The 13,069-nt window shown below is 39.6% G+C and carries 16 protein-coding genes; all 16 read left to right on the top strand.

Annotated features, from left to right (window positions below; all coding sequences use genetic code 11):
- The first annotated feature begins 161 nt into the window (after positions 1–161).
- The 16 genes from NSQ38_RS20055 to NSQ38_RS19980 all read left to right on the top strand — a co-directional run bounded on the left by NSQ38_RS20055 (position 162) and on the right by NSQ38_RS19980 (position 12,923).
- On the top strand, positions 162–1,172 hold the full coding sequence (locus NSQ38_RS20055) for a toprim domain-containing protein (RefSeq protein WP_339783781.1): 1,011 nt from the start codon (positions 162–164) through the stop codon (positions 1,170–1,172).
- A 91-nt stretch (positions 1,173–1,263) separates the two neighbouring features.
- The gene (locus tag NSQ38_RS20050; RefSeq protein WP_339783780.1) at positions 1,264–1,794 is read left to right on the top strand and encodes a sigma-70 family RNA polymerase sigma factor; all 531 of its coding nucleotides are present in this window, start codon (positions 1,264–1,266) and stop codon (positions 1,792–1,794) included.
- Between the two features lie 483 nt (positions 1,795–2,277).
- A complete protein-coding gene (locus NSQ38_RS20045) occupies positions 2,278–2,937 on the top strand; it encodes a hypothetical protein (RefSeq protein ID WP_339783779.1) in 660 nt (219 codons plus the stop codon).
- Positions 2,938–3,048: 111 nt separating this feature from the next.
- Positions 3,049–4,923, top strand: coding sequence for a DNA polymerase (locus NSQ38_RS20040; protein ID WP_339783778.1), 1,875 nt, complete (start codon positions 3,049–3,051; stop codon positions 4,921–4,923).
- Positions 4,924–5,393: 470 nt separating this feature from the next.
- Positions 5,394–6,155 carry a DNA polymerase gene (locus NSQ38_RS20035; protein WP_082762767.1) on the top strand — a complete coding sequence of 254 codons (762 nt, stop codon included), beginning with the start codon at positions 5,394–5,396 and terminating at the stop codon, positions 6,153–6,155.
- 72 nt (positions 6,156–6,227) lie between these two features.
- Positions 6,228–6,686, top strand: coding sequence for a hypothetical protein (locus NSQ38_RS20030; protein WP_339783777.1), 459 nt, complete (start codon positions 6,228–6,230; stop codon positions 6,684–6,686).
- Positions 6,687–6,953: 267 nt separating this feature from the next.
- Positions 6,954–7,193 carry a hypothetical protein gene (locus tag NSQ38_RS20025; RefSeq protein ID WP_339783776.1) on the top strand — a complete coding sequence of 80 codons (240 nt, stop codon included), beginning with the start codon at positions 6,954–6,956 and terminating at the stop codon, positions 7,191–7,193.
- Positions 7,193–8,311 carry a hypothetical protein gene (locus tag NSQ38_RS20020; RefSeq protein WP_339783775.1) on the top strand — a complete coding sequence of 373 codons (1,119 nt, stop codon included), beginning with the start codon at positions 7,193–7,195 and terminating at the stop codon, positions 8,309–8,311. The genes NSQ38_RS20025 and NSQ38_RS20020 overlap by 1 nt, the downstream gene beginning before the upstream one ends.
- 70 nt (positions 8,312–8,381) lie before the next feature.
- Positions 8,382–8,600, top strand: coding sequence for a hypothetical protein (locus tag NSQ38_RS20015; protein WP_339783774.1), 219 nt, complete (start codon positions 8,382–8,384; stop codon positions 8,598–8,600).
- Positions 8,601–8,758: 158 nt separating this feature from the next.
- Positions 8,759–9,112, top strand: a complete 354-nt coding sequence (locus NSQ38_RS20010; RefSeq protein ID WP_047843106.1) for a hypothetical protein — start codon at positions 8,759–8,761, stop codon at positions 9,110–9,112.
- Entirely contained in the window at positions 9,090–9,419 is a 330-nt protein-coding gene (locus NSQ38_RS20005; protein ID WP_339783773.1) for a hypothetical protein, read from the top strand. Before NSQ38_RS20010 ends, NSQ38_RS20005 begins: the two co-directional genes overlap by 23 nt.
- Before the next feature lie 957 nt (positions 9,420–10,376).
- Positions 10,377–10,673, top strand: a complete 297-nt coding sequence (locus NSQ38_RS20000; protein ID WP_339783772.1) for a hypothetical protein — start codon at positions 10,377–10,379, stop codon at positions 10,671–10,673.
- Entirely contained in the window at positions 10,670–10,912 is a 243-nt protein-coding gene (locus tag NSQ38_RS19995) for a hypothetical protein (protein WP_339783771.1), read from the top strand. Before NSQ38_RS20000 ends, NSQ38_RS19995 begins: the two co-directional genes overlap by 4 nt.
- A 139-nt stretch (positions 10,913–11,051) precedes the next feature.
- Positions 11,052–11,294: a hypothetical protein gene (locus NSQ38_RS19990; RefSeq protein ID WP_339783770.1), complete on the top strand. Its 243-nt coding sequence runs from the start codon at positions 11,052–11,054 to the stop codon at positions 11,292–11,294.
- Positions 11,295–11,561: 267 nt separating this feature from the next.
- Entirely contained in the window at positions 11,562–11,885 is a 324-nt protein-coding gene (locus NSQ38_RS19985) for a hypothetical protein (protein ID WP_339783769.1), read from the top strand.
- Between the two features lie 327 nt (positions 11,886–12,212).
- On the top strand, positions 12,213–12,923 hold the full coding sequence (locus tag NSQ38_RS19980) for a transglycosylase SLT domain-containing protein (RefSeq protein WP_339783768.1): 711 nt from the start codon (positions 12,213–12,215) through the stop codon (positions 12,921–12,923).
- Positions 12,924–13,069: the final 146 nt, after the last annotated feature.

Below are 13,069 nucleotides of genomic sequence, written 5' to 3'. Positions count from 1 at the left end.
AACTCTATAGTAATACTTCCACTTGTCTATATACATATTGAATCGCATAAAAACCCTTTCATGCAAAAATAAGGGAGTAAGGGGAGTGGAATATTTACAAATCAACAAAAGAGAATCCAAATATAGAGATTCTTGAATCCTTGCACATCGACCCCAAACAGTTGATAGAAGAACTACGTTTTTCTTTTCAGTATCTCTCTAAGGGTTTAAGCAACTCTAATGCATTCACGGGTTTAAATGATACAGGTCAATGGATCATGAGTTGTTGTCCCTTACACGCAGAATCTAGAGCTTCTTTCGGAATCTCTAAAGAGTCCCCCTATCACTGCAACTGCTTCTTTTGTGGCTATTTAGGGACAATAGACAACTTAATTGAGAATGCTCTTGACTTAAACGAAGGAGAGGGCATAAATTTTTTGCTCTCAACCTATACATTTGAGGAAAAAAGTAGAACGTTCGATATGGTTGACTATATAGATAATCGTAGGAACAAATATGTAATCCCCTATCTTGAAGAAAGTAAACTAGTGACTCTAAAGAAATCAAGATCAAAGAATGAAGTTCTCTTTCAATCAGGCATGAGCTACATGCGTGCCCGGGGTTTTAAAGATTGTACTCTTGAGACCTATGAAATTTGTGTTGACACCAAAACCGAAATGTTGGTCTTCCCTCAAAGAACCAGAACCGGACAACTCCGTTTTATTCAAAAGAGGAAAATCGGCAACAACTATCACGGTGCTAAGTTCATAAATGAAGGAATTACGATAAAAAAAGATATCGTCTTCGGTCTTCACTTCATTAACAATCTTAGAACTACAACAAACCGAATCAAAAGAGTCAGAATGGTCGAGTCACCTACTGACTGTATGTCCAACTACCAGATAGGTATTCCCGCGGTATCAATTAATGGACGTATCCTTTTCAGAAATCAGGTTCGGGAGCTACAGTTGGCAGGCATCGAAGAGGTTGACTTGATGCTCGACAACGATAAGGCGGGTGAGAAGGGGATGCAGGATGCCGCCATATTACTGGATAGGGCAGGTTTGATTGTAAACCGTGTTCGCTACCCTAGCTTTCCTGCGTTCAAAGATAGCAATGAGCTGCTCAATGCTGGACTACTAGACCGTCTTGACACCTACAATGTGAACCTTATCGGTGCAATTTACAAGTAGGTGAATTTCTTTCGCACCTTTTCTACAGCATACAACGACCACTATATCAAAAGGTAAAACATTATACATGATCCCATTGGAGGAATTAACTGTGACCAATCAGACAACCGTAGCTAACTTCGATATCGAAACTTTGACGCCAATCTTTAACTTCATATTAAAAGGTGTAAGACACGAAGACCGTGAAGAAGTTAAATCCGAAGCCGTTCTACGTATTCTGACTGCCATCGACAAAAGACAAGTTAAAAAAGATGTGTTTACATTCTCACACACTGTCGTTCAACGTGCTGTTTACGACTACTATCGTAAAAATAACAGAATGATTACGAAGAACAGCACTCTTGTAAACTACTGCGATGGTGCAGATGAAGAGCAAGGTTCAACCATTGACTTCTTCTCTTACGCAACTGAAGAAGTGGGTTACGGTCTATCTGATGTAAAGACAGATTACTTGAATAATCACACTGATTTTACTCCGCAACAACGTAAAATAATTGATTTCATGCTCTTCACAGAAGGAGGAATAGACATGAAACCGACAGAAATTTCTAATCTCCTCGGTTTAGACAAGTCCCATGCTTCACGTGCAATGAGCAAACTTAAAAAGTTATGTCAAAGTTAAATATCTTTTAGAGCCAATAACTAATTAAATATAACACAAAGGGTTCAAATGAATGAAGATACTTTTATTTAAGTATATCACATAACACTTCACATTTTTTTTAATTTTCTCATTTGTTCCTAGGTATTTCTTTCCAAGTCTATATACGATCATATTACCACTCTGCTGAGGGTAGTGTCAATACACTACAACACTGCTTATAACAATCCATCTTTATCAAATTCATATGAATATTATTCTAAAAACTTTAGATTATTTAACCAATTCTTACGTTTTTGAAACAACCTTTTTTTATCTTTTGAATAGCATAGAAACATTACTAAAAAATGAAGTGAAGAAACATTTAAGAGAACATTGAATCTTCCTTACATATCATATCCAACTTCTTAACAAGTCATTCCTATCTTTCAAAAATGTGGAATGACTAATTGTTTGAAGTTATTTAATCTCAAACACAAAACTGTTTATTGGAGGAAAGCCGATATGTCTAACACTGTAGTTCGTGGTCTTGGAGCAATTCTTTCTGGTGGTGCAGATTTTATTACTTTTCAAGAAGGGAACCCCATGACTTTGCTCTTTATTGATTGGTTTGAAAACTTGCTCGGTATCCGTGAGCATTTTGAAGCTACCTTGAATCCTAAGTATGTTCGTTGCCCTGGAAAAAATATTTGCCCCCTTTGTAAAGCAAATCCTTCCAAGTATCCTGCACTTCGCATTAAGTTCCGTGTCTATGATGCGGTTGAAAATAAAATAAAATTCGTCTCTCTAGCTAAATCCCACGTTCAAAAATTGAACTGTGATTTCATACAGCACGAGATTGACCCAACTAAGAATTTTGTAACCATTTACCGCACTGGAAAGGGGGCATCGGATACTTCCTATAGCGCCCGCCGTTACGTAGCTAATCTTGAGGCAAACAATTCACTTGATTATCCTTCTCAAGAATTACTAGACAACATACCTGACATTACACCACAAGTAACACCACACAGCCCTGATGAGATTACGGCTTTTGTACAGGCACTGGTCGGTGTTACCCAGTTCTATACTAACAGCGATATTCGATCGTCTCAAGGCAGACATGTACCCTCTTACGAAAAGCAGCAAGGGACTCCAACTGCACAACGTAAGCTGCCATTCTAATCGTTAAACGTGAGGGGATATAAAGCCCCTCATTGTTGTACTTTCTTAAACCTTAGCCCATTCGTCATGTTAAGACGTTACAACATTTCAAGTGTAATAGGGAGGGTCACAGTGTCTGAAGCTAATGAAATACTTGAAATTCTCAAAAAGGCTGAAAAGAAAAACGCCCAACCGAGCCGCACTAAAAAAACAGAAATTTTAAAATCTAAAAAAAAGTTAACTAAAAGAGAACAGCAGATTTTGGATATCGAATCTTCTATTAGAATGCCTGATAATTATACGCTTGTTAATACTCCTGAACTACTTGAGCGACTAGTGAAATATTATAAAGCATATAAAAAGATGTATCAAGGCGATGCCTTCGTCTATTTAGATACTGAGACTTATGGACTAAACAACTGGCGGGACTCTTTAATATCCATTTCTATCGGTTTTGAATCAGAACAATATTTTAACATACCTATGCGCAAATTTCTACATAATATGTCGAAGGATGTCGAAACTCTGCCTTTTGATGTTGTATCCAACGCGCTTAGACCATTGTTAGAAGCTGATTATATGATTGTAATGGCAAACGGGAAATTTGATATTCACGTACTCAAGAATTGGGCAAATATTGATATTACCTTTAATATTTATTGGGATATTATGATAATGGGCGGGTTGTTAAATGAAAACAAACCAAAAGGTCTAAAGGAATGGTACAACTCATACACCCTCCCTTGGCTAATTGAGCAAGGTAAAATGAGTCGTGACGAACTCTGTCGGCCAACTTTCAAGTTTGGTAGCATGTTCGACAAAATCCCATATGATAGTATACCTCACAGGATTTCCAATTATTATGCTTGCCATGACGTGTTCATGACACATTGGGTGTTCAGATATCAAAAATTCATTATAGAAAATCCTTCTTTTGGACTATATCGTGTTTACAAATTGTTCAGAGAAGTTGAGATGCCATTGTTGGCAATTTTCGTCACTGCAGAGCGGCGAGGTGTAGAACTTGATTCTAAGTTTCTCAAAGACATTATAGGTAGAGTTCTTCAGGAAAAGTTGGATGAACTTAAGAAAGATATCTTCAGTGTCTTAGGCAGAACGATTACCCTCACTAAATCAAGAACACGTCAGCGACAGGGTATTAAGTTCAAGGAAGAATATGAGATCGTTGAAGCATTTAATCTTGCTTCTCCCGCGCATCTAGCAAATAAGTTATACGTGGAGCACGAGATACTTGAGCCTGAGATGGTTTACGTTAAAGAACTCAAGCGTAAAGTACCTAAGCAATCAACAAGCAAGAAGGTACTGACAAGGAATAAGAATGTCCTGGTCACTGTAAACGACAAGGCTCATAAAATAGTAGATTATATTCTGGAATATCGAGGTCTTTCCAAGCTGATTGACGCTTTTTGCAATAAACTTCCTAATGACACAGTGGAAGGTATTATACACTGTTCCTACAATCAAATGGTTCGTACCGGGCGTGTATCCTGTTCAGCACCTAATCTGCAACAGATTCCATCAAAGTTCGACCTTATACGATATGCATTCCGTGCATCTGCTGGTCGATTGCTGGTTTCTGCCGACTTTTCACAACAAGAACTTCGCTGGTTAGCTATCTTTTCTCAGGAGCAAACCCTCATTGATATATTTAAGTTGGATTTGGATATGCACAGTCGGGTAACGTGCCAAATTCACGGATTTGATTACGATATGTTTGAGATGATTCGAAGTTACAAGGGTGAGTCCGAAAAAGAAACTTCTAATAAAATAGAGGAAATACACGCGAAATATTCTGGTTCTCAAGAACTTCTCTTCGCAATGACCTATCTTAATAGTAAGGAAAAAGGGGCGAACGCTTCCACTGTGGGGGGTTCAAGCCAAACAATTGAATACCTTGCTGGATTATTTGAACTGCTCCGTAAGAAAACTAAATCCGTAGTGTTCGGTAACAACTATGCCGAATTTAAACTCCTCTCATATCGGTGAAATCTAAGTGGCTGTCGAGAGACGCTCCATACGGCAATACCGAGCTAAAACTCGCTAGGTTAGTAGTGAATGATGGTGTAGAGACTTATCATAGGTCGCCTGACCACTAGTGGTCAAATCAATCGAATCTATGTAATGGGGAGAACAGTTATCTCTTAGATAGGATCAACCTAAGGCATTGCTCTTTACTGAAGATGCTAAATTCACTCCAATATGCGTGAATTCATGGGAAATGTAAGATTACAAGGTGTCTCGAATCGCTTTGGTACTTACAGTAAATTGTGATGAAGCATGAGGGAACTTGTTAGTATTGATCTCAGGCGGTAAAGGCTTTTTTAACCAAAGCTCTTTAGGTTCATAGAGAACTTAGAGTGGTTAACTATCTCAAAAATAATCATCGTGAGATTGACCGCCGTAGTTTAATAACTGTTAAGGGATAGTCCACTCTCATAGAAATATGGGGATACGAAATGGTAGTTTACGGTATTACTGAGTTAGGGCTAAGTGAGCAAATTGGTTCTAGTAAAGAGGAGGCTAAGCAACTAATTGAAGGCTTTAAGTCCTCCATGCCCAACTATCTTATGTGGGAAGCAACAACTCACAAGGAAGTAATGGAGAAGGGGTTCATAGAGACTGTTCTCGGACGTAAACGTAGATTTGGTGAGACCATTGCCGAAGCTAAACAAGAGGACATCTGGAAGAAGTCAGGATGGCATTGGAAGATTGAAAAATGCAAACGTCAGTCCTGTAATGCCAAGATTCAGGGTTCATCTGCTGACCAAACTAAGAAGGCAATGGTTGATCTATTTTACCCGACCCGTCTTGACGGAACGAAGTGTTTAGACCGCCGTGAGTGGTTACGTGAAGGCTATATGTCTCAGCTTGAAAAGGACGACCTTCACCTTGTTCTTCAGGTGCATGACGAGTTGATTTTTGATGTCCCAGAGACAGTTGACCCTGCAGCGCTCAAAGCGATCACAGACACTATGGCTAATGTCATCCCCAATGACGTAGGCGTTAAGTTCAAATCAGATATCGAAGTAAGCCCTTATTGGGGTGGTAATTTCTCCAAAGAACAAATCCGTCTCATGACTGAAGGTCTGTTGGACTGGAAGGATATATTCAAGGAAGAGGTGAATAAGAAACTTTCCAAGTTCGGCTTTGATTACAAAGTTGGAATTTTTGCTGATGGAGACTTAGATGATGAGAATGATAGTGAAGAAAATACTTAATACGATTCTTTTTGTTTTTTTGAAAGTTAGTTACTTATAATGTGTTTAGCTGATTAAAAGGGAGTGATTTTTATGCCATCCGTAGGCATTCGAATATGGGGGAATTCCCACCTCGCCCCTCAACGTGAAGTGGAATCTGGAGTGAATGACATAATCGTTATCAACGTCAACGGTACAGACTACACAATTGTCCTTGATGCAGGAGAGTATACATCAAGCCATGAGCATGTAACCTCTAGCTTTGTACAGCATGTGAACGACAAATTGATCGAGGTAGGCTGTCCTGTTATTGCAAAGGTAGGTGGTATTCATGATGACCACCCACGTACAGTGCTGTTATTTGAAACATCTGAATTATCCGAGAGAGTGACAATGTCTATTGAGGGACCAGGTGCAGTAGAGTTTATCGGAGATACACCATACCAGACAGTACCAGCTGTTGTAGAAACCCAGATTGACGGTCTACCTTCTAAAGTTGCAGCACGTGGTACCGGCATGATTTCCCTCACAGGAGGAATTGGGGTATCCTAATCTCCCTAAACAGTAAAGTGGATTTTGATAATTCATAGTAGATATTTAGTAAGTCAAAGACCTCTAAGGGGTCTTTTTTCATTGCCGCACCCTTTCAGGCTAGTGGGTTGACTACTAGAGTGTATGCCAAACAAGCAACTGATAGGAGATGATCCCATGACAACAGGAAAAATCCACCCCCAAGAACGTGTATCCCAACGAAGTCAAGCCTTGAAATTACATCCATTAGCAAGTGCGTGGAGCGACTATTAGAAAGAGGGTAACGATATGAAGATGACAACACAACAATACGCAGAAATCATCGCAGGTAAGGTTGCTCATACTGCAAAAAACATTGCAAAGAACAGTGGTCGTAAGGAAGAAGCAGATTCCGATGTAGCTGCCGCAATGATTGTAACGTTCGCAGAAGAGATGATGGAAGTCATCCGAAAGAGGACACCCAATACACCAAACCCCTTATCTAAAACCTTCGTGAAGCTGAAACGGTTTCTGCGAGGTGTTGGATAATGTTTGAGCGGTACTTAGTTGGCGGACGGCTTGACCCACCCTACTTTCCGACGAAACCAAGCCCTCACTTTGTAGGTAGGGAAATCATAATTCCAGCTAAAGCGAACGGGGATAGAACTTTCAAGGATACCTTTACAATGTCACATGACCTGGAGTTCTATGCGGTATCCATCCGAACCAATTCGAACAACGTCGAGGACTACTGGAATCTGATGATAGATGGCAATTTTGTTGCTAAGAATATCCACTGTAAAAACTACGAGGAGGGATTATATTTTCAGGTGGCACATCCTGTAGCGGCAGGTAAAGAGTTCCTCTTTGAGTACCATACACCTCAAGGAGACAGAAAAAATTTTGAGTTAATGTTTCACTTTCTTACTGAGCATAACGTTGATTTGGTACTCACTGAAACAACAGATTTGGGAAATTACCCTGATCCTTCCGAAGAGCCAGCAGATGACCAGCAGCCACCGGATACGCCTGAAGATGGTATACAACTTCCCATTACGTGGAAACCGTTTATTTCCGTCGTAGATGCATACAAATGGACACAGAACCTTGGCGTGTCAGTAAACTTCGCAAACAAACTTGATGCAGCAAACTATGTGACTGAAGCCTTGGCGCTTTTACTGAACACATGCGATGGCTTTACAGAGATGATTCAGAAGCACAAGCTAACTATTAACATAGAGAACGGAAACGGAGCTAATGGTTACTTTGATCCTGCGTCTGGAAAGGTAGTCATAAGCAAGACTTATGACTACACTAACGCCGCCACAATTGCTCAAATGGAGTACAGCACAGGGCAGAAGTCTTCACCCGACAAGCTGCGCACAATCATTCATGAGATTGGGCACTGGCTTCATTATCACAATATCGGATCACAGCAGTTCTTTCAATATTCAGCACTTGACCCTGATAACTACGGCGTGAAGACAATACTATCAAACGCTCAATCATCTTACATAGCAAACAACCTGTGTAACTACGCTACCAAGTGGTTTCCTATTGAGTTCGTCCCTGAGACATTCACTGCCAAAATAACCGGAGTCCCCATTGATGCTAAGATATGGGAGTGGTACGAGCAATACGGTGGATACAAATGTATAGGATGGTAGATATCTATCAATAAAATTGCAAGTTTTTATGAATGTATTAAATACAAGCAACATAAGGGGGCTATGCTTAATGGACATTACAGTTCCTTGCGTATTCTGTAAACACTTCAATCGGGACGAACGTGTAAGAATGACTTGTGCTGCATTCCCTAACGGGATTCCGAAGGACATTCAAGAAGTAAAAGTGATTCATACTGACCAATACCCTGCCGACAATGGGGTTCAATATGAAGCGTTAAGTGATAATCAAGACTATTTCAAATATTTTAAGGGAGAGACTCGATTATAAATGTATGAGCAATTGCATTCCTTATCATTTAGATAAACCTACCACCCAACGTAAAGAATTTATGAAAACTACAGCTAATTATAGAAGAATCGATGAGGAGTTTAAGATTTTGCAACTCTAACTAACCATATATCGACCACTATAATGAGGTGATGTGAATGATAGGCTTCTTAAACAAGTGTCCTCATTGTGGGGCACGTTCTTCTTTTACACCTGAAGAAATGGAATGCGATAAGGCATTAGTTCTGTGGTGTAACAACTGCGGTAACTTCATAAATCAAACCTTGACTATCGAAACTGTTCTCAGGTGGTGGCTTCGCTACAATGAAGGGGAGGAAACGATAGTCCCTCCAGTCAGCAGGAAAAACCTTCAGAAACTCATAAACATTGAACAGATGCTTAACGAAGAAGGCGAGTGGATGGAAAGTATAGAGATACACATTAAAGACTTCAGAGAGTACCATTATACAGAAGTAGAGGGTGAAAACCATGAAGGTTCAGGTAACGGCTAAGTTCTTCCTTGATAATGGAGAAGTTAAGCGAGTCGATTGGTTTGAGATTGATCCTAAGTTGATAGGTAAGATTGTAGAGAATGGCGTTGACAAGCCTATTGAAATTATTCTTAAATCGGCAAAGGACGTACAGGACGAATACAAAAAGATATTCCGCAGGCTTCATCGCCAGGGAGAGATGTTCATTGTTGAGAACATCAACGGAGAATTAGCAGGTGTACCTTTTACCAAGGTGACCTACTGGACATTAAAAGCGGGAGAGGTTATAAAGAATGTAACCGAGTCTACTAATAGATCGAGTGTCTAATATACCTTGAGAAAATCTGAGTCCTAACCTCTCAATTCTACCATTGCCAGCTAACCTGAGATATTTGAACTGGAGAGACTGGGTAACTTTTACACTCACTACGGTCATCTCTCCCTCGTACAACCTTCAATCGTGACTGCCACTTTTAATAGCTAATGGACAATACAAGGGCGTATCTGTCACTGGCAACTGTTCCAGACAGATACTAGTGCACCGAAGGCAGGAAGGTGAATGTAGGTTGCATAATTAGATGAGAGTCGTGGGGTCACAAACGTATTTAGATATTATAATTGACAATATCAGACCTTCTAATAGTTGCTCGTTGACTATCTGGAAGGTCTATTTCATGATGTAAGAGTTGCTGATAAACAAGGGAGAATGAGTCTAAAAGGGCATGAAAATAAAATGTACATGAGAGGCCTATGGGTCTCTTTTTTTTGACTGAAAATTCTCATCGCACCCCTAAATGGGGATACCCCGACTACTGAAGTATAAGCAGTTGAACTCCACTGCTGAGGGCTCTATATGATTAAAGAGAACACATCTTATCATATAGATACTCCGGTCACCTTAGAGGGGAGGAAAAGTGAACAGACAAAAAAGAACGGTATTCTAAGCATAAAATGAAGAAATATTATTATGAGTTGAAAATTTACAAAGTCGATTAATAACAGGGCTGAATAATGAGCAGACTTGATAATTCAACTTTGCAAATGACGAATTAAACCAGAACTTAGTGAAAATTCATTCCTATCGCGACTATTAGAGTGATCGAAGTACTTAATCCAGTGAAAATTGATTAGAATTTCAATTCCACGGCCTGACTGATTAAACAACTAAAAGAAACCAGACAAAGTAAAAACATGGGTCTATTAAACCTAAATAGAGCCAGTAGCAGCACGACATTATCAACAAATGATGGGATAGCTTTAACCTCACATTATTAGGAGGATCAAAATGGCAAGCACTTATGTCTACACTCTCGGAGTCGTAGTAGAGCAAGTCGAGCAGATTGAGAGATCTATTAAGAATATGGAACAAACTATGCGTCATGTATCGCCTGCCACTGTGGATGTAATTCGCAGAAACAAGTCTCAACTTGAAGCATTGCTTGAACGCATCATGAATGCTGATGTGACCTCCACATTTAGTTTACAAGCTTTTATCGAAGTCAACAAACAGTGCCTGCAGGACTGTTTTTCTGTTGACTACACAAACCGTCTCAGCACAATTGGGAGGACGAGAAGACAATGAAAATCAAATTCCGTGATGTATATGAAATCCTGCTGAACAATCGGAAGGCTGTTTTGGATATGGGTCTTGATGTAACAAATGTTCTTGATGGTGAAGGTAAATGCTTAATTTCAGATGAACTAAATTTGCTGAAAGAAAGTTACGCAGACCTGTACAATTCAGACATTAAATTGAACGAGAATATTGACGCTATTAGGGCTAAAGCTAACTCTTGTTATAAGTGTTTAGACCTTAGTTGATAAGTAAACATCAGAATGTTTTTGATCAATAAATATATACCTATTACATCCAGAGTTTCTAAAACTAGTGACGAATAGCACAGTGTCAATTTGGGATAAAAAATGAGCGGACTATTTTACTAAGAATGGCGTGATATGGATGAAAATTGACAACAGAATAGTCGAAGGGCTTCGATTAAAAGATGTGCCCGAAAACAAAACGAAAGAGATACACTTCTACGCTAACGGGAAGAGTATTTTTCTGAGTTCCATTACTGAAGAGAAATTGTTTAACGAGGAACAGTTGGATATGTTCCAGCACTGGATCGAAGAGACTACTCTTAACCTGCCGACTTACCAGACATTGTTAGAAATTCTTGAAACAGAAGGTAACGCGGTCTAATGATAGAGAGATCGTGAGATCGTCCATTTTCACAAGAGCACTGTGTTTGCAAGCGGAACGTGCCAGTGACATTATCTTGGTACTAACTATGTTAACTTGTTCCAAGCACTAATGTTTGGCTTGCTGAAAAATATGGAATTCTCCATATGGATAACCGTCTAAGTTCCCTATCTATATATGCTGCAGCTATCGTAGCAACTATGAACGGATCAAGAAGTAGTTAATTAACCGTGCAGGAGTAAACTAAAAAGTAAAGGAGGCATGCCTATGTTTCCAGAAGTGGACGACTTCATAGAAATTGAAAGTGAAGGACACCCGCATAACGGTCTTATTGGCAGAGTTGTCTCACTCGCCCCGAATAGGGTTACTTTCAATCTGTATGGTAAGGAAGTTTCTATTGCGGAGCGTTTTGTCAAAGTAAAAGCAAAACTAGGAACACGGGCACATATCCTACTGAGTCGGAAGTCTATGCACTGGGAACTGAATTCTCTGGATTTCATAGGCTTATATGTTCTTATGGACATTGCTTTATGGATGCGAGACTACGAGTGGTGTAGAGATATTCAGCAACGGATGGCTAAGGTGGGCTAAGCGCCCACCTTTTTTCACACCTTATTGTAAGCATGTCACGACCATAATAGAGAAGACAAAAAGAAGAAAGGAAATAAGGTTTGAAATCAAATGGCATGGTTATTGGCAAAATGAGCGTCAGCAGTTACTTTTATTTAGCACATTAAACCGGACGAAGAGAAGTTCAAATTCATCCAAGCTACTCCATGATTCATCTTAGACAATTTAGCTCACCTTTTCTTTATTCTATTTCTTCAGTCAGAGGCTTTGCATCTAAGGATTTCTATTATTTAATTATAGACTTCGTTTGGAAAATACTTGTAGAACAAAAAGGATGAGAATTGTTAAATGAAGAAAATTAAGTTGACAGTGGCATTAGCCATGACGATTACTGCTTGCTCCCCGCATGAGAAAACATCGGATTTCGATAATAATCCGATCCCCCAAGTTTCTGTGTCAGAAAGTGTGTTTAACGTTAGACACCTCTTGTCGATAGAGGCGAATAAAAAAGAGCCCATCCCAATGATTGCAAAAGCTGTACTCGAAGCAAAACCAGTACTTAAAATGACAGCTGCTGCAGATAAACCGAAAATTGCGCCTAAATCTACTTCTGTCGTTACAAAGTCTTCCACTGTGCAAAAGAACATAGTGAACCATCTTCTCAAGTACAAGGTAAACAAGTCAGACTCTACTAAGTTTGCCACTCTTATCGTACAGAATAGCAAGACTTACGGTGTCGATCCTTATACTATACTAGCAATTATTCAAGTTGAAACGGGGGCGACATTCGACCCTAACCTTGTCAGTACTCACGGTAGCGTAGGCTTGCTGCAGGTGCTCCCCTCCACACAGAAATATATGAATATATCGGGGAGTCTCAAAAAACCTTCAATCAACATCAAAATTGGCACTAAGTACCTTGCCTATACTCAAAAGAGATTCGGCGATGAATTGGGAATCGTTGCTTATAATCAAGGCGAGGGGAACGTTAAACGAGGGACGTATAACACTAAGTATTTGACCAAAGTTAATAAAGCATTGGCAAAAATCAAAAAGTAGTTGCACAGGATCATGGTTCAGGACAATAAGGTTACGAAAGTATGTCAGGAACTCAAAACAGCACAGGAAAGACTTAAAGTCGGCAAGAAAGTCTATCTGCTGAAAGCCTGCAAGCAATATTAGTTAAACTACAAAGACATGATAGG

The organism is Paenibacillus sp. FSL R7-0313, assembly GCF_037969885.1.
Classification (GTDB): domain Bacteria; phylum Bacillota; class Bacilli; order Paenibacillales; family Paenibacillaceae; genus Paenibacillus.
The sequence above is the reverse complement of the archived record's forward strand: the minus strand, read 5'-3'. Positions and strand labels throughout refer to the sequence as shown.